Annotated in this window: 22 protein-coding genes; 12 read left to right on the top strand and 10 right to left on the bottom strand. The window is 50.0% G+C overall.

Annotated elements, in window-relative coordinates; translation table 11 throughout:
- The first annotated feature begins 6 nt into the window (after positions 1-6).
- Together ACYVAD_RS22070 and ACYVAD_RS22065 are read left to right on the top strand one after the other, a co-directional pair.
- The gene (locus ACYVAD_RS22070; protein WP_461141712.1) at positions 7-1,371 is read left to right on the top strand and encodes a cytochrome P450; all 1,365 of its coding nucleotides are present in this window, start codon (positions 7-9) and stop codon (positions 1,369-1,371) included.
- Between the two features lie 212 nt (positions 1,372-1,583).
- Complete coding sequence (locus ACYVAD_RS22065; RefSeq protein WP_461141711.1) at positions 1,584-1,961, top strand: HPF/RaiA family ribosome-associated protein; 378 nt, start codon at positions 1,584-1,586, stop codon at positions 1,959-1,961.
- Positions 1,962-2,031: 70 nt separating this feature from the next.
- Here ACYVAD_RS22065 and metK read toward each other — a convergent pair whose 3' ends face one another.
- From metK to ACYVAD_RS22045, 4 genes are all read right to left on the bottom strand, one after another.
- A complete protein-coding gene (gene metK, locus ACYVAD_RS22060; protein ID WP_461141710.1) occupies positions 2,032-3,309 on the bottom strand; it encodes a methionine adenosyltransferase in 1,278 nt (425 codons plus the stop codon).
- Positions 3,310-3,455: 146 nt separating this feature from the next.
- Positions 3,456-4,613, bottom strand: coding sequence for a lycopene cyclase family protein (locus ACYVAD_RS22055; protein WP_461141709.1), 1,158 nt, complete (start codon positions 4,611-4,613; stop codon positions 3,456-3,458).
- Positions 4,614-4,701: 88 nt separating this feature from the next.
- Positions 4,702-5,580, bottom strand: coding sequence for a lipoyl synthase (lipA, locus tag ACYVAD_RS22050; RefSeq protein ID WP_461141708.1), 879 nt, complete (start codon positions 5,578-5,580; stop codon positions 4,702-4,704).
- A 139-nt stretch (positions 5,581-5,719) separates the two neighbouring features.
- Complete coding sequence (locus ACYVAD_RS22045; protein WP_461141707.1) at positions 5,720-6,511, bottom strand: hypothetical protein; 792 nt, start codon at positions 6,509-6,511, stop codon at positions 5,720-5,722.
- Between the two features lie 195 nt (positions 6,512-6,706).
- On the opposite strand from ACYVAD_RS22045, the gene ACYVAD_RS22040 reads away from it, so the two are divergent.
- Positions 6,707-7,138 (top strand): OsmC family protein, encoded by a 432-nt coding sequence (locus ACYVAD_RS22040; protein WP_461141706.1) that lies wholly within the window; start codon positions 6,707-6,709, stop codon positions 7,136-7,138.
- 63 nt (positions 7,139-7,201) lie between these two features.
- On the opposite strand, the gene ACYVAD_RS22035 is transcribed toward ACYVAD_RS22040, so the two are convergent.
- Complete coding sequence (locus ACYVAD_RS22035) at positions 7,202-8,029, bottom strand: hypothetical protein (RefSeq protein ID WP_461141705.1); 828 nt, start codon at positions 8,027-8,029, stop codon at positions 7,202-7,204.
- Positions 8,030-8,136: 107 nt separating this feature from the next.
- Here ACYVAD_RS22035 and ACYVAD_RS22030 point away from each other — a divergent pair, with 107 nt between their 5' ends.
- The 7 genes from ACYVAD_RS22030 to ACYVAD_RS22000 all read left to right on the top strand — a co-directional run bounded on the left by ACYVAD_RS22030 (position 8,137) and on the right by ACYVAD_RS22000 (position 17,716).
- The gene (locus ACYVAD_RS22030) at positions 8,137-8,553 is read left to right on the top strand and encodes a hypothetical protein (RefSeq protein ID WP_461141704.1); all 417 of its coding nucleotides are present in this window, start codon (positions 8,137-8,139) and stop codon (positions 8,551-8,553) included.
- Positions 8,554-8,752: 199 nt separating this feature from the next.
- Positions 8,753-9,541, top strand: a complete 789-nt coding sequence (locus ACYVAD_RS22025) for a FecR family protein (RefSeq protein ID WP_461141703.1) — start codon at positions 8,753-8,755, stop codon at positions 9,539-9,541.
- Positions 9,542-9,576: 35 nt separating this feature from the next.
- Positions 9,577-12,684 (top strand): SusC/RagA family TonB-linked outer membrane protein, encoded by a 3,108-nt coding sequence (locus tag ACYVAD_RS22020; RefSeq protein ID WP_461141702.1) that lies wholly within the window; start codon positions 9,577-9,579, stop codon positions 12,682-12,684.
- A gap of 44 nt (positions 12,685-12,728) precedes the next feature.
- On the top strand, positions 12,729-14,432 hold the full coding sequence (locus tag ACYVAD_RS22015) for a RagB/SusD family nutrient uptake outer membrane protein (RefSeq protein WP_461141701.1): 1,704 nt from the start codon (positions 12,729-12,731) through the stop codon (positions 14,430-14,432).
- Positions 14,433-14,630: 198 nt separating this feature from the next.
- Positions 14,631-15,566: a sugar phosphate isomerase/epimerase family protein gene (locus tag ACYVAD_RS22010; protein ID WP_461141700.1), complete on the top strand. Its 936-nt coding sequence runs from the start codon at positions 14,631-14,633 to the stop codon at positions 15,564-15,566.
- Between the two features lie 26 nt (positions 15,567-15,592).
- On the top strand, positions 15,593-16,336 hold the full coding sequence (locus ACYVAD_RS22005) for a 3-keto-disaccharide hydrolase (protein ID WP_461141699.1): 744 nt from the start codon (positions 15,593-15,595) through the stop codon (positions 16,334-16,336).
- A 39-nt stretch (positions 16,337-16,375) separates the two neighbouring features.
- Positions 16,376-17,716, top strand: a complete 1,341-nt coding sequence (locus tag ACYVAD_RS22000) for a Gfo/Idh/MocA family protein (protein WP_461141698.1) — start codon at positions 16,376-16,378, stop codon at positions 17,714-17,716.
- Positions 17,717-17,782: 66 nt separating this feature from the next.
- Here ACYVAD_RS22000 and ACYVAD_RS21995 read toward each other — a convergent pair whose 3' ends face one another.
- Both ACYVAD_RS21995 and pyrF read right to left on the bottom strand, forming a co-directional pair.
- Positions 17,783-19,072 (bottom strand): DUF2851 family protein, encoded by a 1,290-nt coding sequence (locus ACYVAD_RS21995; RefSeq protein ID WP_461141697.1) that lies wholly within the window; start codon positions 19,070-19,072, stop codon positions 17,783-17,785.
- 174 nt (positions 19,073-19,246) lie between these two features.
- Complete coding sequence (gene pyrF, locus ACYVAD_RS21990; protein WP_461141696.1) at positions 19,247-20,074, bottom strand: orotidine-5'-phosphate decarboxylase; 828 nt, start codon at positions 20,072-20,074, stop codon at positions 19,247-19,249.
- 127 nt (positions 20,075-20,201) lie between these two features.
- On the opposite strand from pyrF, the gene rfbC reads away from it, so the two are divergent.
- Positions 20,202-20,747 (top strand): dTDP-4-dehydrorhamnose 3,5-epimerase, encoded by a 546-nt coding sequence (gene rfbC, locus ACYVAD_RS21985; RefSeq protein WP_461141695.1) that lies wholly within the window; start codon positions 20,202-20,204, stop codon positions 20,745-20,747.
- Positions 20,748-20,788: 41 nt separating this feature from the next.
- On the opposite strand, the gene ACYVAD_RS21980 is transcribed toward rfbC, so the two are convergent.
- Positions 20,789-21,481 (bottom strand): type 1 glutamine amidotransferase domain-containing protein, encoded by a 693-nt coding sequence (locus ACYVAD_RS21980; protein WP_461141694.1) that lies wholly within the window; start codon positions 21,479-21,481, stop codon positions 20,789-20,791.
- A gap of 301 nt (positions 21,482-21,782) precedes the next feature.
- Between ACYVAD_RS21980 and ACYVAD_RS21975 the strand changes: the two genes are divergently transcribed.
- Positions 21,783-22,178: a hypothetical protein gene (locus ACYVAD_RS21975; protein WP_461141693.1), complete on the top strand. Its 396-nt coding sequence runs from the start codon at positions 21,783-21,785 to the stop codon at positions 22,176-22,178.
- Positions 22,179-22,258: 80 nt separating this feature from the next.
- Here the strand turns inward: ACYVAD_RS21975 and ACYVAD_RS21970 are convergent, their stop codons facing one another.
- Complete coding sequence (locus ACYVAD_RS21970; RefSeq protein WP_461141692.1) at positions 22,259-23,296, bottom strand: DUF6807 domain-containing protein; 1,038 nt, start codon at positions 23,294-23,296, stop codon at positions 22,259-22,261.
- Positions 23,297-23,417: 121 nt separating this feature from the next.
- Positions 23,418-24,035 (bottom strand): hypothetical protein, encoded by a 618-nt coding sequence (locus tag ACYVAD_RS21965; protein WP_461141691.1) that lies wholly within the window; start codon positions 24,033-24,035, stop codon positions 23,418-23,420.
- Between the last annotated feature and the right edge of the window lie 117 nt (positions 24,036-24,152).

Below are 24,152 nucleotides of genomic sequence, written 5' to 3'. Positions count from 1 at the left end.
TTTTTTATGGAAACGATTAGTCACAACCATAGTCCGATTCCTGTTCACCCTGGGTTACCCATAGTTGGTAATTCGCTGGAGTACATCCGCAATCCACTGGCGTTTATGAGTCGGTTGTTAAAGCAGTATGGTGATGAGCGTATTGTGCGGATCAGCGTTGGTGGCCGGGTGACGCACCTCATGCTCAAACCGGAAGAAACGAAGCAGGTGTTGCAGGAAAACAACCGGAATTATGGCCGGGGAAAGTCCTTTGCTATCCTTCGTGCCTTTTTGGGAGAGGGATTACTAACGAGCGAGGGTGATTTCTGGCGTCGGCAACGTCGGCTGGCCCAGCCCGCTTTTCACCGACAAAAACTGGCAATGCTAGCCGATACCATGATCGACGAAGCCGTTACCTGGGTTGATCGGTTGGTGAAGCAGGATCGCACCAAACCTGTCAACATGTCGACAGCAACAACCGACGCTACATTACGTATCGTTACGAAAACACTGTTTGGCGCTGGGCTGGGACCTGAACTGGACCAGATCGCAACGGCCCTCAACAACCTGAATTTTATTGCCAACCGGCGTGTTCTAAATCCCTTTAAACTGCCCAAATGGATTCCTTCGTCAGATAACCGAGCCTTTGATAAAGCCTACCAGACTGTCGATGCGCTGATTTACGGTATTGTTGATGAGCGACGTCGAACAGACGCCAATCACGACGATCTGCTGGACATGTATCTACGGGCAACGGATGACGAAACGGGCGAGGGTATGTCTAACAAGCAGTTGCGTGATGAGATGGTAACGCTGTTCGTAGCTGGTTACGAAACAACGGCTACCTCGCTGGCCTGGACACTGCATTTGCTGTCCCAACACCCCGACGTACTAACCAAAGCGCAGGTAGAACTCAGGCAGGTACTGGCCGGGCGAGATCGCCCTTCCCCCGAGGATTTACGGGCACTACCCTATCTATCGCAGATCATCAATGAATCACTCCGGCTTTATCCACCAGCCTGGATCATGAGTCGGTTCTCGTTCGGCCCTGACCAGTTGGGTAGTCACCGACTGGAAAGCAATCAGGGCGTTCTTCTGTGCCCTTACATTCTGCACCATGACCCGGCTAACTGGCCGAACCCCGAACAGTTCAACCCAGACCGATTTGCTGGCGACTGGAGCAAAGATAAACATCCGTACGCCTTTCTGCCGTTTGGGGGAGGCCCTCGACTTTGTATCGGTAATCAGTTTGCGTTGATGGAGATGCATGCAATTCTGGCCACCTTGTTATCGCGCTTCAGTGTTCGCCCATCATCGGCAGCATCTGTTGGTACTCGCCCTCTTATTACATTACGCTCCAAACGACCAATTCAGCTCTTTCTTAATGACTAATGATTACAATTAGATTATAAGAAGAAGTTTACCAAACAGGCGTTCCACGCTTCTTCGTAAATCACTCTCGTTATGTCCTCATCACCTTTTGCAAACAGTGAGCCGTGAAACAAGGTTGTATCTTTCGTAGCCTGTATTGACTTTTTGGCCTTTGTTACCAAACTTAGTCAATCCATTGATGTTCTGTTTCATTTCACTTAAAAGGCGACACAATGAGATTACAAATTCATGCCGTGCGATTCACGGCCGACCAGAGCCTGTTAGATTTTATCCAGGCGAAGCTGAACAAGCTAGACACTTTTCACGACCGCATCATTGGTGGAGAAGTGTTTCTCAGGCTTGACGGGGCTGATTCCAACAAGGTTAAAGAGAAGATTGTTGAAGTTCGCGTCACGATTCCAGGTAAGGAGTTGTTCGTTAAAGAACATGACGATAAAAGCTTCGAATGCGCCATCGACAAAGTTATGGACGTATTGAAAGACAAGCTTGTCCGGATCAAACAGAAACGTAATGATATATCCAGTCCAACTATCTCCCAGGCTAAAACCCGCGTGGATGAAGAGGATGAAGTGCTGGAAGATGAGTTATAAATCCTGAATCAATCAAAAAGCGAAAGCCATTCCCTGGGGAATGGCTTTCGCTTTTTGGTATGTGTCGAAACTACAAATTGAACGTCGACTTAATCTGATCAACGAAGTCCAGTTTCTCCCAGGTGAACAGCTCAACTTCAACTTCTTTTACGTTGCCATTTGATCCGAACGTTTTCTTAACAACTTCATTCTTACGGCCCATGTGTCCATAAGCAGCCGTCTCTGAGTAAATGGGATTACGTAATTTCAGGCGCTGTTCGATGGCGTAAGGACGCATGTCGAAAATCTCCGCCACTTTCTCCGCGATCTCGCCGTCGTGCATATCCACTTTCGAGGTACCATACGTATTGACGTACAGACCGCAAGGCTTGGCAACACCAATCGCGTACGAAATCTGAACCAACGCCTGATCACACAGACCAGCAGCTACCAGGTTCTTAGCAATGTGCCGCGTGGCATAAGCTGCCGACCGGTCAACTTTCGAGGGATCTTTACCTGAGAAAGCACCACCGCCGTGGGCACCCTTACCGCCGTACGTATCAACGATGATTTTTCGACCCGTTAGGCCCGTATCGCCGTGTGGTCCGCCAATAACGAACTTACCCGTTGGGTTGATGTAGTACGTAATATCGTCAGTGAACAGGCTATGCAGTTCGGCTTTCTGAGCTGCCTTAACCCGTGGAACCACGATGTTGATAATATCTTCTTTAATCTTCGCCAGCATCGTTTCGTCGTCAGCGAAATCGTCATGTTGGGTTGACACCACGATGGTATCAATACGGATCGGCTGGTGATCGTCGGAATACTCAATCGTTACCTGCGATTTAGCGTCGGGCCGCAGATACGGGATCAGGTCACTTTCGTTATTGCGGATATGCGACAGCTCACGAAGGATAGCGTGAGCCAGATCCAGCGGCAACGGCATGTAGTTGTCGGTTTCGTTGGTAGCGTACCCGAACATCATACCCTGGTCACCAGCACCCTGCGCTTCGGCTTTCGCTTCAAAGTCTTCATTGTCAACCTTCCGGTCAACACCCTGGTTGATGTCAGCCGACTGATCGTGCAGCGCCGAGAAGATACCGCAGGAATTGGCTTCGAACATGTATTCACTTTTCGTGTAGCCAATCTTCCGGATAACCTCGCGCGTGATCTTCTGCACGTCCAGGTACGTATCAGTTTTGATCTCCCCGGCCAATACAACCTGCCCGGTCGTCACCAGTGTTTCGCATGCGACCTTACTAGATGGGTCGAAAGCCAGGAAATTATCAATTAAAGCGTCGGAGATTTGATCGGCGACTTTATCAGGATGTCCTTCAGAAACGGACTCAGAGGTGAAAAGATATGGCATTACGCGATCGTATACTTATTTTATATACTTTAAGAATCGCAAAGCTACAGTTTTCCGGGCAGAGGTCAAGGCATAAAACCGGTAAGTTAGGCAGCAACTAGGCCCTTGATTTCCAAGTCAACACCTGTCGCCTATTTCCATTTTCGTTACCTAACCCATTTGCGATGCATGACGGCAAAGAAAGCAGCGGTAAATGGCCACCAGGGCATCGTCGTGAACAATTTTAGTTCATCCCCTAAGTGGGTATCCTCATCCAGAAACCGGAATACTCGTTCGGGGTTGTTCACATACACACGAGTAAACACATCATCAGCGGGGTGGCGATGCTGCTCCAGTACGTTCAGGAAGATGCTGTCGTACAATTTGAACCGGCGGTCGAACCAGGCGGGCTGCCGGTGAGGCAATCCCGTTTCGGCCATATTCTGAACAATTTCGCGTAAGTAACGCTGCGTACGCTGGAACGTATATCCCGTCGATGCTTTCGTAGCTCCCCCCGATGTTCCAATCCGGACGATATGCTGGGCTGGCTTTTCCTCCGTCCTTACATCCGACATAGGAATAACTCCGAACTCGGTCTCCTTAATGGTATATGCGCCTGTATCCAGATATTGCTCAACGTATTGGCGGAGCGCGCTATCGTACTGGGAGTCGGTCAGCAGTTTATCATTAAAGAGGGTGAATTCAACCAGCGCCGTTTTTTCATCAAAGGGCAGCACATAGACAAACCGACAATCGCCATGCTGCTCTATTCGGAAGTCCATGATTTCGGCCTTCTTCGGGTCAAAGCAGGGCTTCTCAGTGGTAAGGACCCATCCTTTGAAGTGCTGAAGTAAATTATGATTTTTTCGATCATTCAGGGTTAGTTGGTACGTGCTGTCGAAGACATAATTCGCTTCGTAAACTACCCCGTCTGCTTTGACTTGTCCACCCGTTGGCGTATCAGTGATCTGCTCGATCGTCACCTGTTTACGTTCGATGTTTGGCCATTTTCCCAGCTCTTCCTGCAAAAAACGGTAGAAGTCAATCCCCCGCAACATCTTGTATTGGTACGCACCCATACCCAACGGACCAGCGTACGTAGTACCATGAAACGTAACAGTATCCCAGCGGCAGTAAACGATTGATTCGAAAGGCCCAGCGGTATTACGATGCTCCCAGAAACACCAGGTTCGGTCGTTACTGGTTTTAAGTTCCCGATCCAGAATCAGCACAGATTTGTGCCGCAGTGGCGACTGAGTTAAGTAATAAGCCAGACTCAAGCCGGCCATGCCCCCACCCGCAATAATGAAGTCGTATCGTTTCATCGTTCAACAAGAAAGTCCGGACGAGCCGCCCGGACTTTCTTGCGTAAAGAAATAATAGTGCTTACTTGTTTACAAATCCTGATCGAACTTAAACGTTTACGTGTCTTTCGGCGTGGTAGCTCGACCGGACCAACGGTCCTGACTCAACGTACTTAAGTCCTCGTTGCAGACCTTCTTCCTTGTACATAGCAAACGTCTCAGGATGAATCCACTCGATCACCTCGTGGTGCATCTTAGTCGGTTGCAGATATTGGCCCAACGTTAGTACATCGAGGCCGTTCTGAGCCAGGTCATCCATGGCTTTGAACACTTCATCGTGCGTTTCGCCTAGACCTAGCATAATACCGGATTTAGTCCGCTGACCGTATTCTTTTGTCCGGCGAATTTGTTCCAGGCTCCGTTCATAACGAGCCTGGGGACGAACCCGACGGTATAAACGTTCCACCGTTTCCATGTTGTGTGATACAACTTCCTGGCCCGCCGAGATCATTCGTTCGAGGGATGGCCAGTTGCCTTTTGTATCGGGGATCAGCGTTTCAATCGTCGTCGTAGGCGATGCTTCTTTGATCAGGCGAACCGTCTGGTACCAGATTTCTGCCCCACGGTCCTTTAGCTCATCCCGGTTCACCGACGTGATTACAGCATGTTTCACCTTCATCAACACAATGGCTTCAGCTACGCGCCGGGGTTCGTCGGTGTCGTACTCGTTCGGGCGACCCGTTGCTACGGCGCAGAAGGTACAACTCCGCGTGCAGACGTTACCCAGAATCATGAACGTGGCGGTACCGGCCCCCCAGCACTCACCCATGTTCGGGCAGTTTCCGCTTTCGCAGATGGTATGTAATTTATGTTCGTCGACCAGCTTCCGGACTTTAGCGTATTCGGGGCCAATAGGCAACTTCACACGTAGCCAATCGGGCCGCTTTTTTCGCTGTTGTTCAGAGGGTATTACGGGTAATTCAATCATGGCTCCTCAATCCTTTTCAACAGAATTCGTTTTTCGGGCGTAAAGTTCATCAGAAAGGAGGAAGGAGAAAAGGGGCGAGTGGAGAAAAGAAAAATGGCTTTCCCCATCCTACTTTTCTCCGCCCGCCCCTTTTCTCCTTCTACTTTTTACTACCGAAAAACAACGTTATATACCCCGACGTAAAGACGCTTCGGTTACCATCGGAACGGCTTCCACCTGCCACCGTATTGGGAATAATGATCACCCGTTGCGGAAAGACTTCCGTCAAAAAGCCAATCTCCAAACCGGTTGTGTTATTTCGGAAAGCACTTAGCTCAAAACTAAGGGCTGCTTTTACGTTCAGACCCACGGTCAGCTTTGACTGATCCAGCCCCTGAAAAAAACCGCCTGCTCCGATGACCGATTCGCCGTTAGCCGTCGCAAAGCCGTTCACCTGCGATGCGGGTACCGTCCGGGACGAGTTACCATACTGCACTTCGAGGTAGTAAGGCTTGATGATACCCAGTGATGGACCAGCTGCCAGAATACCATTCACCGCAACTCCTTCATCGGCACCCCGCTGAAACAGTTTGACTTCACGACCATACTGCGGGCGTAGCACGAACAAATAATTCTCCTTTCCAGAAATGAACCGGGAGCCTACCGAACTCACCGATGATTGAAGTTCTTTAGGATGTTTTACGTTAACAAGTTCAACGCTGATATACCGATACTGAGGCAATCCAAACAGCGTACCACTCAGTTGACGAGCCTGCCGGAACACAAATCCGCCTATGATGCCGGAGTTTGTGTTGGTCGTTATACCATATGTTGTCATCGACTGATAGCGGTCGTCTTCATCGTCGTCAGTCGCCCGCTGAGCGTAAACCTGCTGCCCTGCCAGCAGCCCACTGCACAAGGCAATGGTCAAGAACCTGTATACCGTTCGCATTTCGTCTAATTTACTGACTTAAAATTACTTGTTTTACTGGATTCGTGCAAAGTTGTCCCGGCTATTAGCGTAACCGGTCCATTATGCATATGTTTGGGTTAAGACCGGACTCTCGCTGAATGGGTCTCGCTCTGCTTCTATTAAACGATAAATTTCACGTTCACTTATAAGCTTGCCCTAAACAGGCTGCACCCTATGGCAACGATTCACATTGATTATTTGGGCGATCTACGCACCGACTGCACCCACCTCCAATCCGGCACCCATATCAATACGGATGCGCCGACCGATAACCAAGGCCGGGGTGAAGCTTTCTCACCAACGGATCTGGTAGCAAACGCACTGGGAAGCTGCATCCTTACGACAATGGCCATTTTCGCGCGTCGCGATGGGATTGAGCTCAAGGGAAGCGAAATGGAAGTAACTAAAGTTATGTCCAGTCAGCCCCCCCGTCGTATTGCCCGGATTGACATTGACCTAACGTTACGTGCCGACCCAATGCCAAGCGACGAAACCCGCGCTAACCTGGAAAAAATTGCGCACACCTGTCCGGTTGCCATTAGCCTGCATCCCGATCTTGAACAAGTAGTGCAAATTAAATGGGAGGCTCCAGCCGTTGAAGCATAAGTAACTAAGCTCCCACGGGTTCACTGCTATTAGACTATTGAATCTGTGGGAGCTTCGTTGTTTTTAGTTGGCTTTAACTGCCTTTCGTTGCCGATGCCGTTTCCGCCAGCGTTTAATGTCATCCGTCATGTTTTCCAGAAAGAATGAGGGACCAACGGATATGTAAAACCCGTTGTAATTGATCTGGCTCTCCGGAATATCTTTTTTAAGAATATAACGGTATCCAATCAGCATATTCAGACCGAACCAGTGTATGGGCGTGAACCAACGTACCGAGGGGAATTGATAAGCTGCCGAGACGCCCACCCCTACCGGAATGAAATTTCCCCGAGCCAGGATGTATTCATTGGATTCGACGTCGTTACGTTCATACTTCGACGTGCCAAAGCCAATTTCCAGTGGCATGCTTACTTCAAAAGATTTCCGACGCAATAGGTATCGCTCGTAGTACAGCGTACCGTACCGCAACCGCCGGGTAATTGACGCCCGCGTATCAGGTAACAGCCCTGGCTGATCAATATCCTGATTAAGAAAGTAGAAGCCTACTCCTGCTTTAAAACTAGCTCCTCGCCCCCCCTGCAGGTTCTCCCGCTTTTGTCTGGGTGGAAACAAAAATCCTGCCCGTACCCCATATACGCTAATCGGCGTTAGTCGGTCCCGCTCATTGCGAGTATCGTTGAAGAAAAAGAAACGCTGGTCAGTCGACGCTGTAAATGTCAGCGAACTGGGGCTGCCTACTTTCGTTGTATCAATCAATCCTTTACGAGGGATCTTGGTTGGTTTTTCAACCGACGCTCGCGTCTGTGCCAATCCAAGTGAGTTCGCCAGGCACACGAATAGTAAAGCAAGTAGCCAAAGCTGCCCCATAATCATTTCTGTCAGTGATGACATAACGTGAATCCGTGCTAATGGTTATGGAGATCCCCCGACTGATGCAGGTCCGATAACTTTTGATTAGTCAGTGAGTTAAATTCAGACCGACACTCATCAATAATATCATGGCGAAGAAACAACAAAACAACTACGATAAACCTGAGCTACGCGAAAAGATCAAAGAAGAGATCAAATCGGGCGATAAGGGTGGCAAACCAGGCCAGTGGAGCGCCCGTAAAGCGCAGTTACTAACTCATGAGTACGAGAAGGCGGGCGGTGGCTATTTAACAAACGAACGTACTGATTCTCAAAAGCACCTCGAACAGTGGACCGACGAAGACTGGCGAACGGCCGATGGAAAGCCCGCTGAACGCGCTGGAGGCACCACCCGCTATTTACCGGAGGAAGCCTGGAAGCAACTATCTCCTGAGGAAAAAAAAGCAACCAATTTAAAGAAACAGACTGGATCAAAAAGAGGGGATCAGTTTGTTGCCAATACAAAAAAAGCCAGCGAAGCCCGGAAGAAAGCAAGCAAGTCGTAATGTTTACTCCCTCATTGGCGTTACTTTCTCTATTGGTCTATTTATTTACATGTCGATACAGTTAATCTTCTCGTTCTTTATACTATACACCGCGTTGGCCACTTTATAAGATGGCAAACACGAGGCCTTTAATCTCTCTACTGAATAAGTAGAAACCCTTACTTCATTCTCTTTGCCCCTGTAGTTAACAAACTAAATCGTGCTTCGTAAGCCATATACTGCCTATACCGCGGAGGAGTTTGCCCTCGACGATCTCTTTGTACGCTGGGTGCAACACCCCAACGACGAAGAGGTAGCGGCTTTCTGGCAGGTTTGGTTAACGAACAATCTGGACTGTGTCGATACGGTAGAAACAGCGCAAACGCTGGTATTGGAAGCTAGCCAGTCGCGAGTAGGTGATCTGGAATTCGATGAAACTTCGTCACTGTGGGGACGTATTCGTGTCTCACTGGAAACGATGGAAGATGTTCGCCCGCTCCAACCCGACGTACGAACGGTAGTAGGCTGGTGGTACCTCTTCCGAACAGTAGCTGCCGTAGTTGGTATCATTGGTTTTATCAGCTGGGCAGTTTGGATGCAGTACGTGAATGGCGACTCTCTTCGAATGGTCAGTACCGGACCAGCGCAGACTCGTCAACTGGAACTACCTGATCAGTCGAAGGTAATACTGTATGCCAACAGCTCGCTGAAGTACGCCCCGAACTGGTACGGCGACTCGCCACGAGCAGTTTGGCTGGAAGGAACAGCCGATTTTTCGGTGGTTCATCGGAACGATACGTCCTCGGCGCGCCTGTTCCGGGTCCATACCAATGGTCTCACGATTGAAGCCCTGGGTACGTCGTTTCAGGTACGGCAACGGCCACAAGGTGTTCGAGTCGGCCTCCGATCGGGCCGGGTCAATCTGTTGCTTGACCAGCAGCAGACAAAGCAGCTTATGCCCGGCGACTCCGTCGACGTGGTCAACGGCTCTATTCAAGCATTACCCTGATTTTACATATTCCTATACCTTAACTTTTACAAACAATGTTTTCCACGATTACCCATCCCCCGGGGCGGCCCTGGCTGCCCTTGCTTGGGTTAACTGCGCTCACCCTGCTGAGCCAACCTACCCTTAGCCACTCGTATCCAACCCTTTACAGTATTAACCAAGTCCAGGACCGCATCGTAACAGGGCGGGTTCTTTCATCCGATGATAACAATGGACTTCCTGGTGTCAGTGTAGCTGTCAAGGGCACAACACGCGGTACAACCACCGATGCGAATGGCACGTATCGGATTGCGATTCCAAACGCACAGGCCGTCCTAGTTTTCTCATCGGTCGGTTTTGTTAGTCAGGAAGTGACCGTCGGCAATCGCTCGACCGTCGACCTGACAATCCAGGCCGATAACCGCTCGCTGAACGAGGTCGTCGTTGTTGGTTACGGTACGCAGAAGAAAAGTCAGCTAACGGGCGCTATCACGCAGGTTACGGCCAAAGAAATCCAGGAAATGCCGATTACCAACCTAGGTCAGGCACTACAGGGCCGGGCCGCCGGGGTCGACGTAACGCAGACGGGTTCTAAACCGGGGTCGGTACCCACCATCCGCATCCGGGGCAGGCGTTCATTCAGTGCTAGCAACGACCCACTTTACGTTGTCGACGGGATTCCGCTCTCAGCTGGGTACGAAGACCTCAATCCCAGCGACGTAGCCTCGATGGAAGTACTGAAGGATGCCACCGCAACCGCCATCTACGGCGCACGGGGCGCCAATGGCGTTGTCCTGATTACCACAAAACGGGGCGGTGTTAAGGGAAAAACAACCGTTTCTTACGACGGATACGCCGGCGTATCACAGCCCCTGGATAAACTGCGGCTGTTCAACGGCGCGGAATTCGCCGAATTCGTACGGGAATCATACCGAGCGACGGGCGGCTATAAGGACGCTAACGGCAACGCTGTCCCAACCGGTGTGGCGGACCCAGTTGCCGATGCCAAAGTAGCCGTACTAGGCGGTGACCCAGCCGTAGCGCGGGGGATCGCCAACGGCACCGACACCGACTGGCAGGGTCTGATTCTGCGTAACGGCAGCATTCAGAACCACTCGATCGGTATACAGGGCGGCAATGATCGGACTCAATTTTACGTATCGGCCGGTTATTTTCAGGACAAAGGAATTTCGGCGGGACTGGATTACACCCGTTACTCACTACGGGCTAATATCGACCATCAGGTTAATAATCTCCTGAAAGTCGGTCTGTCGTCGTACATGATGTACAGCCTGCGGAACGGTGAAAACCTGAACCCCTATCAGTTCACCATCCAGCAAAATCCGCTGGCGGTTCCGTACGATGCCAGTGGCAACATCATCTTCTCGCCTACCAACGACGCCCTGCTGACTAACCCGCTGGCCGAAATCGTGCCGGGTGCCCAGATCGACGAAACCCGACGCTACCGAATTTTCAACAGCGTCTACGCCGAAGTCAAGATTCTGGAGGGTCTGAAATACCGGGTCAATTTCGGCCCTGACTTCACAATCAACCGCTGGGGCCGCTTCATCGGTGCACAGACCAACGCCCGTAAGGGGGGCGATGCGCAGGCCAGCGTAGAGAACCGAATAGGCTTCAACTACACCGTCGAGAACATCGTTAACTACACGAAAACGTTCGCAGGTAAGCACAATTTGAACGTAACGGCACTCCAGTCGATTCAGCGGGACCGCTATGAGACGTATCGCTCAGACGTACAGGGTATTCCCGCCGAAACGCAGTCGTTCTATAACTTGGGTGCCGCCAGCACAGTGTTGACCCCCGCCAGTAACTTCACTCCCTGGACGATCTTCTCGCTGATGGGTCGGGTCAATTACGACTTCAACGATAAATATCTGATCACAGCTACGCTTCGGCGGGACGGTGCTAGCCGCTTCGGTGAAAACACCAAATGGGGTAATTTTCCCGGTGTGGCAGTGGGCTGGAACATCAACAACGAGCCATTCATGAAGGGGGTTTCCTGGCTTGACCTGCTGAAACTACGGGCGGGCTATGGATCAGTGGGTAACCAGGCTGTGAACCCCTATCAGACGCAGGGCTTCCTGGCCCGGACATCTTACGCCTGGGGTACCGTTGGTGCCTTCGGATACCGCCCCAACACGATCGGCAACCCCGACCTGCGTTGGGAAACGTCAACAACGGCCAACATTGGGGTTGATTTCAGCCTCTGGCGCGGTCGTTTGCAAGGGTCGCTGGAATTGTACCAGACGAACACGACGGCCCTGCTTTTGGCCGATCAGTTGCCCGGTTCTATTGGCTTTAGCTCAGTGACCCGTAACGTGGGCGAAACCCGCAACCGGGGTATTGAACTCGGCTTCACGACATTCAACATCAACTCGACCGCTGGCTTCAAATGGCAGACCGACTTTACGTTCATGAAGAATACCGAAGCTATTCTCTCGCTTTACAACGGGGCTGTCGACGACGTCGGGAACGGCTGGTTCATCGGCCGGCCGCTGAGCACGGTCTTCGACTACAAGAAAATCGGTATCTGGCAGAGTAACGAGGCTGATGCCGCCAAGTCATACGCCAGCGAAGTGGGGCAGATCAAAATTCAGGACACCAACAACGACGGACGCATTACGGCTGACGACCGGGTTATTATCGGCTCCGACGTACCGAAGTTCAGCGGGGGTATCACCAACCGTTTCAATTTTAAAGGCTTCGATCTGTCGTTCTTCTTCTACGGTCGGTTCGGGAACCTTATCCGCAGTGATTTCCACCGCAACCGCAACGCTCTGGCCGGTCGTTACCAGCAGATAAAAGTAGATTACTGGACGCCAAATAATCCGACAAACGAATTCCCCCGCCCCAAAAGCAACCAGGAATTCCCAGTTTACAACAGTACTATCTCGTACTTCGACGGTACGTTCGTGAAACTGCGGAATATCAACTTCGGCTACACGTTCAGTTCAGCGTTCGCCAAAAAGCTGAAGATGGAGTCGTTGCGCGTGTATACCAGCATTCAGCAGCCGTTTATCTGGTCGGAATACCGGAGCAAATATAACGGTATCGATCCTGAGACCAACGGTTTGGCGCTCAGTGAAACCGGTGTGGTACCGGCTACGTCGGTTACGACTTTTGGGATAAACGTTCGGTTCTAGGCAGCCGAAGAAATTGAGAAAAGACGTTTAAAGCCATTAAATCAATGACAATCAAAACGATAAAAAATTCAATCCGCATTGCTGGCGTAGCGACAATACTCCTGTTTAGCCAGTCGTGCCAGGATGTGCTGAAGGAGGAAGTGGTGTCAGGTATCGGTAACAACTACATCAATTCCACCAAGGGCTTTGACGATGCGGTCAAGGCTGCCTACTCGACCCTCCGGTACTACTACGCCACCCAGCAGGGGCTGACGATGTCGGAATATGGTACGGACATTTACGCGACCGGTGCCGATGGAGGCTACAAAGGCTTCCACTACTACGACGGTCAGCTGAACCCAACGGTCGATTACCTGGGCAACACCTGGGACGAACTGTATCGGGGCATCAATACCTGCAACGCCATCATCGAACGGGCCCCGAACGTAACGGGCATCACCGACGCAACGAAGAAGATTCGGGTAGCCGAGGCTAAATTCCTGCGGGCTCACTACTACTACCTGCTGTTTATGCAGTGGGGTGGGGTTGACCTACGGCTGACCGAAACGATAGTGCCTACTAAAGAAACCAAGCGGGCTACGGACGCCGAAATGTATTCAGCCATCATCAAAGATCTGACCGATGCCATTGCGGATCTAGAAGCAAAGGGTCAGTCGTCGGACTACGGCCGGGCTACCAAACCCGCTGCCGAAACGCTGCTGGCTAAAGTGTATCTAGTGAAGGCGTATTCGTCGTCTAAAGCCGCTGATGATTTCAGCAAAGCAGCGGCCCTGTGCAAAAACGTAACGACGGCTTATGGGTATAAGCTGCTCGATGATTTCGCCAGCGTGTTCGACGAAAACAACCAGGTCAACAGCGAGGTCGTCTTTGCCGTGCAGTACACCGCCGATCCGCTGACGAACCTGACCAACAACACGGGGGCCGTCAACGGTGGCAATAACCTGCACCTGCTTTTCGGAATGCAGTACGACGTACAGCCGGGCATGAAGCGCGACGTTTTCTACGGTAGGCCGTTCAAACGCCTGCGGCCGACACCGTACCTGCTCAACACGGTCTTCGCCGACCGCACCAACGATTCGCGTTACAAGAAAACGTTCCGGGATACGTGGCTCAGCAATAACCCAGGCACCAATCTGAACTCGGCCTCGTTCGACGATTCGAAAACGAAAGTGTCGTTTGCCGCTGGTGATACCGCCATTTATATCCCGGGCGTGGAATGGACAAAAGCGCAGCGTGCTGCTAAGAAATACCAGGTATTGGTGCCCAGTGCTTACAACGAAGCGCTATTCCCAACGCTGCAGAAATTCTTCGACACCAAACGTCCCGACCTGACCTACGAGGCCGGTAGCCGCGATTATTTTGTATTCCGGCTGGCCGATGTATACCTGATGCAGGCCGAAGCCTCATTGCAGGCAGGTAATGCAGCGGATGCTCTGACGGCGATCAACGCCGTTCGCTACCGGGCAGGCTGGGCAGGTAAGAAAGATGCCATGTTACTAACTGCAGGGAACCTGACGTTTGAAACGATCATCGAAGAACGGGCGCGTGAACTGGCCGGCGAACAGACCCGCTGGCTGGACCTGAAACGCTGGAATCTGCTAATCGAACGGGTAAAAAAGTATAACCCGCAGGCGGCCGTGAACATTAAGGATTTCCACATTTTTCGGCCAATTCCACAAACACAGATTGACAGGAGTATTAAAGATCAGACAGGAAAATCCGTATTTATCCAGAATTCGGGTTATTAACGACGCAGACACGTAAAATAAATAGGGAGGGACGGGCGCCGGAAGAATCCCCAACGTAGCCTTCCGGATGCTCAGACCCACCCTATTTTACGTTCGGCCGTAAGTAAAACCTGGCGCATTTTCACTTTTGAGGGAGAATCATCTCTCGCGGCAACAGTACACTAGTTTTCGATACGTACTGATCTACTTTGTTTTATCATGCAAGAATCTATCAACCGACGGCAGTTTCTTACCGCAGCGGGTCTGTCAGCGTTAGCCTTGTCGTCAGGAGCCGATCGACTATTTGCTCAGTCTACCGACTCGCAAAAAGCGTCGGGGCTGAAGATTGCGTATTCATCGATCACCTGGGGTGGCAATGACGCGCAGGCCATTGCCGATTTGGCTTCGTTAGGCTATAAAGGCATCCAAATACGGGCTAATACATTTGGTCCCTACAAAGCCAAGCCTTCTGAACTGAAAGCGCTACTCGATCAGCATAACCTTAAACTAGCGATGTTCTCAAGTGGTAACGTCGAGATCGATCCCGCGAAGGAGCAGAGTACCATTGATATGCACGTCGCTCATGCCAGCTTTGTGAAAGCACTTGGTGGCTCAGCCATTCAGCTGACGAACTCTGCTCGCCCTAAAGACCGCCAGCCTACGACTGATGAGTTGAAGCGATTGTCGGCTGTTATGAACGAGATTGGTAAGCAGACAGCGGACATGGGTATTCAGGCTACGTACCATAACCACATGCATCAGCTCGGCGAAACCCCTGAAGAGGTCGATGTAATTGTACAGGCGATGAACCCAAAATATGTTAAGCTTTTGCTTGACATTGCTCATTACAAACAGGGCGGGGGCGATCCGGCAAAAGCCGTGAAGCAGTATAGAGACATGCTATACGCTCTGCATCTCAAAGACACGATGTCGCCCCTGCCTGACAAACCGAACGACCCGAAAGCGTACAAGTTTGTTGAATTGGGCCGGGGTAATGTCGACGTAGCCGCCGTAGTCAAAGCGCTGGACGATATCAATTTCAAAGGCTGGGGAATCATCGAACTGGATCGCGTACCGGAAGACAGTAAGACCCCCGCTGAATGCGCTAAGATCAACAAAGACTATTTAACTCAATCGCTCAAGGTGGCTGTCTAACAGTCGCTTTCTTTATTCAACTACCCATGAAAGCATTATTTTTTAGCGGCTTATTACTAACTATTTTACTCGCTGCGGAAAAACCACAAACGCCAAACACACTGACAACCAAAGAAAAAAGTGAAGGCTGGAAATTGCTGTTTGATGGAAAAACGACCAAAGGCTGGCGGGGGGCTTACAAAGAAACTTTCCCGGAAAAAGGCTGGGCCGTTGAAGACGGCATGCTGACTATTCAAAAGTCAGATGGCTCCGAGTCCCAAAGCTTTGGCGACATTGTTACCGATGGCGAATACAGCGATTTTGACCTGACGTTCGATTTCAAACTGACCGAAGGAGCTAACAGTGGTGTAAAATATTTTGTCGTAGAGAATTATCCCAAACCTAAAGGTTCTGCTTTTGGCCTGGAATTTCAGGTGCTGGACGATGACAAACACCCGGATGCCAAGCTAGGTCGCAACGGCAACCGTACGGTTGGTTCGCTTTACGATTTAATTCCGGCGAATGGCAAGAAAGCAAACCCAATTGGCGAATGGAATACGGGCCGGGTATTGTCGAAAGGTAAACACGTCGAACATTGGCTCAATGGCAAAAAAGTGGTTGAGTACGAGCGAGGCAGTGATGCGTTCCGTCAAGATGTCGCCATGAGCAAGTACAAAGCGCCCGATTACAATACGAACGGACGGTTTGGCGAGGCTGAAAAAGGGCATATTCTGCTACAGGACCACGGCGACCGGGTTTATTACCGTAATATCAAAATCAAGGCATTATAGCCTTCATCTGTTTCTCCTGACTCTCCTATCTTCTTTCTCATGGAAAATCGTCGCGATTTTATTAAAAAAACGGCAGCGGCCAGCTTTAGCCTCGCGGGGCTGGGCATGGGCTTTTCGGCCAGTAGTTACGCCCGGATTCTTGGTTCCAACGAACGGGTTCGGGTAGGTATCATTGGATTTTCTGACCGGTTTCGGCAGTCGCTGGCCCCATCTTTTATGAATCATGCTAAAGATCAGAACTTCGCTTTTGTGGGCGTATCTGACCTTTGGAGCCGCCGTCGCGACGAAGCCGAGTCTTTTCTGAAAGGCAAAGGTTGGAACGACAGTACGTTTTTCAAGGCACGTAACAACGACGAGCTACTCGACCGCAAAGACGTTGACGCTGTCATCATTAGTACGGCCGACTTTCAGCACGCATTACATTGCGTCGACGCGGTGGAATCAGGCCGTGACGTATACGTTGAAAAACCATTTGCAGAGTCGTTAGATGATGCTCGTAAAGCCGTTAAGGCCGTCGAGAAATCAAAGAAAATCGTGCAGGTTGGCTCACAGCGTCGCTCAGCGCCAAACTATCACGCAGCCAACGACTTTATCCGGTCTGGTAAATTCGGTGATATATCCATGGTCGAAATGACCTGGAACGTCAACCAGCCCGGTCGTTGGCGCCGTCCTAAACTCGTCGCTGAAATACGCCAGGAAGATACCGACTGGACTCGCTACCAGCTTAATCGTCCAAAGACAGACTGGGACCCACGCAAGTATTTAGAATACCGGCTTTTTTATCCTTACTCATCGGGTATTCCTGGCCAGTGGATGTCGCACCAGATTGACACAGTTCACTGGTTTAGCGGATTGGATCATCCCCGCAGCGTCGTTGCCAACGGAGGTGTTTACGTCTGGAAAGACGGGCGCGTTAACCCTGATACGTTCACGGCCGTGTTCGATTACGGTCCGGACAACGATAAAAGTAAGGGTTTTCAGGTGCTTTATTCTTCCAGAATGCACAACGAAGCGGGTGGTACCAAAGAGTATTATTACTCAAACGGCGGCATGATCAATCTGGACACAAACAAGATCACACCAGAAGGTGGTTTGACGGCCAGATCGGCGCAGGAAATGAACATGAAAGCAAACATGTTGCCCGAAATGTCATTAGCCAGCGGCCCTAAACAGGAGACTAGCGCCAATACAGGAGCGGATCCGATGACTTCGCTACACATGCTGAACTGGATGAGTTGTGTACGCAGCCGTCAAGAGCCCAATGCCCCAGCTCGCGTCGGCTTTAACCATTCTGTGGCCAATATTATGGCCACAATGGCGCTCCATACTGGTAAACGTGTTACCTGGGATTCTACTAAACAGGATGTGGTAGTAAGTTGAAAATAAGCAAAAGAGAAAGGAACGAGGAAGAGTTTATACGATACTATTCCTCGTTCCTTTCTCTTTTTATTTTACCAACCCCACCCCAATTTGGCAGCTTAAGCACTTCTTGTGAACGCAGAACTCATTATGGAGTTCGATAGCGGCCTGTGAATCGAAAGCCGTGCGAATGTCTAAGCCCAAAGCGTTCCAGTTATCGATGAGATGGTTCTTTTCGGACGGAAGCTGCTCGAGCAAGGCAATTGACCGATCAATGTAAGCCGGTTGCCCTCGATGATGAGCATAAGCTGCTAGTAAGGGAATGGCCGTATTGATTACGATATTCACCGCTGAGGTTTCTCCTAGAGCCGAAACTGTTTTCTCTGTTACCTTCCCGAATCGATAATGCGTTTGCCAGTAAGTGGACGGAGTAATTTGTAAGGCTTTCAGCAATAATTCAACATCCGTCGCCCCGACAAAAAGCGAGAACAAGCTGGCGTGCTGCGTAATCAACTGGGTAAACTGCGCTAATCGAAGCGTAGGAAAGTTTGCGGGGCGCAGCCGTCCCCATTTCCAGGCATGAGTAGCTACTTCTTTATCATTCAGTTGGTATTTGGTCGCTAGAAATCGATATTCCCGTTGCAGAAGTTGGCTATATTCGTCTGTCACTTCCGCATCCAGTAAGCCAGCCATCCCAAATAACAGGGCTTCCGTTTGCGTCACTACGTCCCGGTGTTTACGTATCGCTTTTAGCGGAACCGTTCGAGCCAGTTGTTCCATTGGAGCGGCATTGATCTTAAACCCCATATTGGTTGCCAGTAGCTGATACGCCACTTCTTCCCAATCGCCGTTGGTTTGCTCAGCTATGAGCTGTACACCAGCCGCTTTTCGTTCCAGCCGTTGCAACATGGCTTTATCGAGCATCGACGTAATACGAAGCGGCTGAACGCTCCTGAATTGTCCAGCACATGGAATTGGCTCCCGTGATTCGCTCAACGTTGCATAGCGCTTCAACAAATCACTAGTCGTACGGGAACATAGCTCCATTGTAGGAATGAGTGTTCCGTTTGTACGATTTATACGCTTGGTACTACCAGCCAGATCATCCTGCCAGACAACGTGCAGGATGACATTGTCGTAAGCCTGATCCTGTTGGTGGCGGTGCGACAACCAGTCAGACGTTTTCAGATGCATCTCGACTGTGCCTCCCCAATCCACATTGTTGATCAGTAAGCGAGCGTTGAAAAAATCCGGTCCCGATTCATGATTCCGAAAGCCAGGATGTAGAATTTGTATCGATTCACCATCAGAGGTTGTCAGATACGATCTGTCGAAATACTGGTATTGCCAGAGAAAATAAAGGAAAGCCTCGGTCACGGTGGCAGGGAAGATAGAAGTCTATCAAGGAAGTGTTTTCAAGCCGTGAGTCAAGTGCCAAAATACAGAAAATAGTTTACAGGCTATTTAATCTAAACTTTGCGGTAGCGATTGTCCTAAGAATTAGTTTGACAGGATTACAGTCAGCTAAAAGCTGTAATCCTGTCAATAAATTTAACGCTTCAAGGCAGCCAGATAGCCAGCCATTTCGGTTTGAAGCGCCTGAGCTTCTGCACGCGCCTTTTCAGCGAAATCAGTGTCAGAAGATGCATACAGAATGCTACGCGAAGCATTAACTAACAGACCGCAATCGGAGGTAAGGCCATACTTCGACACGTCGGCTAAGCTGCCACCCTGCGCCCCTACGCCTGGTACAAGCAGAAAGTTTTGAGGAGCTATTTCACGAACCCGGTCAATCTCACCTGCCTGGGTAGCTCCAATCACAAACATAAGCTGCTCTGGGCTGGCCCAGGTCTGGGCTGTCTGCATAACCACTTCGAATAACTCCTGTTCCTCAACGGGTTGACGTTGAAAATCAGCACTGCCAGCGTTTGATGTTAATGCCAGCAAAATCACCCATTTACCGGAATACTCCAGAAACGGCATAACGGAATCCCGTCCCATGTAAGGCGCTACCGTGACAGAATCAAAGTTTAGCCCAGCCGCATCAGGTTCGAAGAAAGTCCGGGCGTATAAGCCTGATGTGTTGCCGATGTCTCCCCGTTTGGCATCAGCAATCGTAAAACAGTCTTTAGGAATGTATTCCAGTGTTTTCTGGAGACTTTCCCAACCGCGTGGTCCCTGCGCTTCGTAAAAAGCAATATTAGGTTTGTAAGCTACCGCCAGATCGGCCGTAGCGTCGATGATGGCTTTGTTAAAGGCGAAAACAGGGTCTTTCTCGTGAAGAAGATGCGAAGGTATTTTGCGTAGATCAGTATCCAGACCAACGCAGAGGTAAGACTGCTTCCGAAAAATCTGATCAGCTAATTCGTTGTATGTCATGCCAGAAAATCAAGCCCACTCAGTAATGATGGATAAACAGGCTTGCCCCAAAGTTACAAACTCCAACCTCGTTTTTGTAGATTTGCCGGTAAACTCCGGCTACACGTAGTAAAATCTATTTCTGTTTATGCAAGTTCGTAAAACCTCCATTGAGGGCCTCGTTGAACTGATTCCACGCCTGTTTGAGGATGAGCGCGGCTACTTTTTTGAGTCGTACAACAAACCCCTCTTCACGTCGCTAGGCCTGCCGATGGATTTTGTTCAGGACAATCAGTCGTTTTCCGTAAAAGGCGTCTTGCGTGGCCTGCACATGCAGCACGAACCTTTCGCGCAGGGTAAACTGGTGCGGGTCATTACCGGTCAGGTACTTGATATTGCCGTAGATGTTCGTCCTGACTCGCCTACCTTTGGGAAATATGAAACGTTTTTACTGGATGCATCCATTGCCAACATGGCGTACATTCCGGAAGGTTTTGCTCATGGCTTCGTGGCGCTGCAGGATAGCATTTTCAGCTATAAATGTACGAATGTGTACAATAAAGCATCGGAATCAGGCATTCGCTGGGATGATCCTGATTTGAATATTGACTGGGGTATCAGCAATCCGATTGTATCGGACAAAGATCAGGAGCTAAAATTCCTGCGCGAAGTTTTTCCGGACGTGGCAGTCTAGTTCCCTCAAAAATCGGCAGAACCCAACCAGGTTCTGCCGATTTATTTTTCGTACATCTCTTCTAGCACCTTACGGCCTACTTTGCGGGCCGACAGCGGATTCTGACCCGTTACCAATCGTTCATCCATTTCGATGTATGTAATAAACGGCAGGAGTCCTTTACTATATAGAGCCTTTTTCTGTTTCAAACCGTCTTCTAACAGAAAAGGGACTTCTTCACTTAGTCGGAGTAACTTTTCTTCTATGTTGGAGAAGCCGGTTAACTGTCGGTTGTTGATCAGTGATCTCCCGTCCGATAACGTAACGTTCATCAGGCCACTCACTCCGTGCCCAACTGCCGCTACCATTCCTCCATTTTCGTAAACATAACGGGTTATTCGCTGTACGTCCGGGTTATCCGGAAAATCCCAGAGAGCACCGTGTCCACCTGAGAAAAAGACAATTTGGTAGGCGGCTGGATCCACGTCGATTAACGGGATGGACTCTTGCAGTTTCCGCCGAAAATCCGGATTGTTATACCATTTTTCGTTCGTCGTGTCGCGTCGGTCAATGCTCCGTTCATCAATAGGAACAGCCCCACCTTTAGGACTTGCAATGTCATAGGGCAAATTTCGGCTAGCAAGCTCATCGTAAAAATGCGTTGCCTCACTTAGCCACAAGCCCGTTTTTTGCGGTCGACCCGGAAAATCAGCATGGCTAGTGCAGACAATAAGCGAGCGATAAATGGGATCCATACAGCAATTAGATAACGTCTAGTAGCTTACCTGAAAAACGGCCATCCTATAACCTGGGAAGCGTTCAGCAGGTAAGCATCATTGATAGAGCCTATTTTTTCAACTAAGATACACTATTTGTTTTACGCGTGACTTATAGCTATTGACTTGCCGATGATCTAGCTGACAACAGTTACGTTGTTATAACTCGTATTGTTTCACGACCCATATTCAAATTAAAATTCACAAAATTCTATATATTACCTGTTGAATAATTGGCAATACGAGTATATTTGTTATAAACCGTAATGTACTAATCGCCATGAAAATTGCCACGTATGAATCGCTTCGGGCCGAGCACGCCTGGTATATTGTGTCAGATCAGCTCCAGCAGCGCAATAACATTCTTGCAAAAGGGATCACACACATGGAACGTAATCCGAATGATCTGGCCATGGCCAGTCGCCTGATTATGTTACGTTATCATCTTAAAGTGAGCCTTCGTCAACTGACTACGGAGATTCGCCAGAGCAATCCCACTGCTGAAGATAACACGCGCTTACACCGCCAATGGATGTACGTTCATCAGTTGTTTTTTTTACTACGGCAGATTGATACCGAGATGACGCGAGCAACGTACGAAAACGATACATTACGGTCCTGGGTAGACTCGCTCAATGGGCGCGTGTACCGTTCTGCCTTAGTACATTTAAACTGATTACGACTTACTTTATCGGAACGGTTGTTCAGGATAGATCAACCAGTATCTTGAACAACCGTTCTTTCTTTTAGACAATTTTACCGTAGCTGCGAAAACTGGTCAGCCTGTGCGTTAAGTGCCTGTTTTGGCGACTCGCCTGATTGAATCACTAGCTGGTACCGGAACGCAACAGACTGGCCGGCGGGGAGTTTGTAGTTCATAGCCGCTTCTTTGCCATTACTGAACACGGACGGAGCCAGTGGATTAGCTGCGAATAACCCATAACCGCGCGCGTGCCAGTAAGTCGGATAGCCAATGTTCTTCGGATGATCCAGCAACGTAACCGCCAACGTCTCGCCGTTGATTGTACCGGTCAGGTTTACCCACCGGGCGCGGGTTCCCCAGACAGCATCGCCCTCGATACCTTCACTACTGTGATACATTCCCGTAATTCCGGTGTTGTCCAGGGTTGGTACTTTTGTGGCTACGCCCTGCGCATCAGTGAATACCTCAGGTTTGGTCGATGGATGCTCCAGCTGGCGAGCCAACCGCAGTGCGATCATACCTTCTTTATTATCCTTGAACGTAACATCATTCGCCAAAGCTTTTAAAACGGCAGCCCGTTCGATAGTCCGCTTATTCCCTTCTACCCGAAACGTATAGGTTGTTGTTTCTTGTAACATCGGTTTATTATCCTTGTCAAGCCAATCAGCCGTTACAATCAGCTCCGCTTTGCCTTTGCCGCTTTTCATGGATTTGATGCCAGTGTGAACGATCGTCCCGAAGGGTCCTTTGTGCTCGGGCCCGACTTCGTTGGAGTTATTCCAGAAATCGTGTCCGTTCACATCCCCATAATTGAACCACATCCCAACGTGATGTGGGTGGTCGACACGCTCGCCCGGGCGGGGGTCCATAGGCCAACCTCGGGTTATAGCATTCCCCCCCGCCGATGCGATGGGATATAACACTGGCTTTTTCAATACGGCTGGCCCCGGATAGATGTAGGCGGTAAACGGCTTACCGTCAACCGTAACAGCAATCCGTTTTTCTGCTTCGTCGTGCGTCAGTTGAATTTGCTGCGCCCGGATCAGCGTTGTAGGCAGAAGAAAAAGCAGGTAAAAGAACAATTGACGCATAATTCAGTGCAAGGTTGGTCAGGAAGTTTCGAACAAAAGAGCCATAAAAAAGCCCCGGTCCTAAAAGCCGGGGCGTCGCTAAGGCTACTGTATCTTACTGGAAGTTGCTTATGATCAGGCCTTAATTCCCGAGCAAAATTTTGTTTGTTACGTCCTGATCGATGGTGATATAACCCGGATAGTTTACCTGACCACCAGCCAAATCCAGCGTTGGCTTAATACGGATGGTCAGTTTTGACGGCTTTGTGTTAGCCGATCCTGATAAATTCTGGACCAGTTGCGTGAACGCATCCCGAGTTTTGGCGTCGGTCAGTAATTGATAGGCGTTCGCATTCAGCCGAACCGGTACCCGCGTTTTCCCCCCGCCGGGCTGAACTTCAATACGTTGGTTAAGAAAGCCGTTGAACAACTCCTGCCCCGCCAGCAGAATTCGATATTCAAGCTGATTGATACCCGCTAATTTGTTGGTTGGATTCGTGATGTCCAGATTGATCCGGGCGTCTAATGGTACGTTGCGAACCAGCAGCCCAGCAGCCAGACGAGGATAGCGAGCCGGATTCAGGTCTTCCAGCCTACGAAACTCCCGAATGTCAACTCCGGCCAGATAGACGCTATCGGCCGACGCGATGGAATACCGGCAATCCCCCAATGTTTTTGCTTGCGAGATCTGTTTATTGATACTGCACTGACTAAATAGTAGAGGCAGCGCCAGAACAAGTACGAATAAGCTCTTTTTCATAAAATAAGTCGGTTTTAAGGATACGTCTCCGTTATCAGCTATCGTTCGGTGAGATACGTATTCTGCTGGCAGAACAACTGTTTTACTGACCGAATCGTTTGACAACGCAAAAAGTGT

Source organism: Spirosoma pomorum (assembly GCF_054776615.1).
The sequence above is the reverse complement of the archived record's forward strand: the minus strand, read 5'-3'. Positions and strand labels throughout refer to the sequence as shown.

Excerpts from the sequence above, each read along its gene's own strand:
- ACYVAD_RS22070 (WP_461141712.1), top strand. The coding sequence starts at position 7 with ATGGAAACGATTAGTCACAACCATAGTCCGATTCCTGTTCACCCTGGG.
- ACYVAD_RS22065 (WP_461141711.1), top strand. The coding sequence starts at position 1,584 with ATGAGATTACAAATTCATGCCGTGCGATTCACGGCCGACCAGAGCCTG.
- metK (WP_461141710.1), bottom strand. The coding sequence starts at position 3,309 with ATGCCATATCTTTTCACCTCTGAGTCCGTTTCTGAAGGACATCCTGAT.
- ACYVAD_RS22055 (WP_461141709.1), bottom strand. The coding sequence starts at position 4,613 with ATGAAACGATACGACTTCATTATTGCGGGTGGGGGCATGGCCGGCTTG.
- lipA (WP_461141708.1), bottom strand. The coding sequence starts at position 5,580 with ATGATTGAATTACCCGTAATACCCTCTGAACAACAGCGAAAAAAGCGG.
- ACYVAD_RS22045 (WP_461141707.1), bottom strand. The coding sequence starts at position 6,511 with ATGCGAACGGTATACAGGTTCTTGACCATTGCCTTGTGCAGTGGGCTG.
- ACYVAD_RS22040 (WP_461141706.1), top strand. The coding sequence starts at position 6,707 with ATGGCAACGATTCACATTGATTATTTGGGCGATCTACGCACCGACTGC.
- ACYVAD_RS22035 (WP_461141705.1), bottom strand. The coding sequence starts at position 8,029 with ATGTCATCACTGACAGAAATGATTATGGGGCAGCTTTGGCTACTTGCT.
- ACYVAD_RS22030 (WP_461141704.1), top strand. The coding sequence starts at position 8,137 with ATGGCGAAGAAACAACAAAACAACTACGATAAACCTGAGCTACGCGAA.
- ACYVAD_RS22020 (WP_461141702.1), top strand. The coding sequence starts at position 9,577 with ATGTTTTCCACGATTACCCATCCCCCGGGGCGGCCCTGGCTGCCCTTG.
- ACYVAD_RS22015 (WP_461141701.1), top strand. The coding sequence starts at position 12,729 with ATGACAATCAAAACGATAAAAAATTCAATCCGCATTGCTGGCGTAGCG.
- ACYVAD_RS22010 (WP_461141700.1), top strand. The coding sequence starts at position 14,631 with ATGCAAGAATCTATCAACCGACGGCAGTTTCTTACCGCAGCGGGTCTG.
- ACYVAD_RS22005 (WP_461141699.1), top strand. The coding sequence starts at position 15,593 with ATGAAAGCATTATTTTTTAGCGGCTTATTACTAACTATTTTACTCGCT.
- ACYVAD_RS22000 (WP_461141698.1), top strand. The coding sequence starts at position 16,376 with ATGGAAAATCGTCGCGATTTTATTAAAAAAACGGCAGCGGCCAGCTTT.
- pyrF (WP_461141696.1), bottom strand. The coding sequence starts at position 20,074 with ATGACATACAACGAATTAGCTGATCAGATTTTTCGGAAGCAGTCTTAC.
- rfbC (WP_461141695.1), top strand. The coding sequence starts at position 20,202 with ATGCAAGTTCGTAAAACCTCCATTGAGGGCCTCGTTGAACTGATTCCA.
- ACYVAD_RS21980 (WP_461141694.1), bottom strand. The coding sequence starts at position 21,481 with ATGGATCCCATTTATCGCTCGCTTATTGTCTGCACTAGCCATGCTGAT.
- ACYVAD_RS21975 (WP_461141693.1), top strand. The coding sequence starts at position 21,783 with ATGAAAATTGCCACGTATGAATCGCTTCGGGCCGAGCACGCCTGGTAT.
- ACYVAD_RS21970 (WP_461141692.1), bottom strand. The coding sequence starts at position 23,296 with ATGCGTCAATTGTTCTTTTACCTGCTTTTTCTTCTGCCTACAACGCTG.
- ACYVAD_RS21965 (WP_461141691.1), bottom strand. The coding sequence starts at position 24,035 with ATGAAAAAGAGCTTATTCGTACTTGTTCTGGCGCTGCCTCTACTATTT.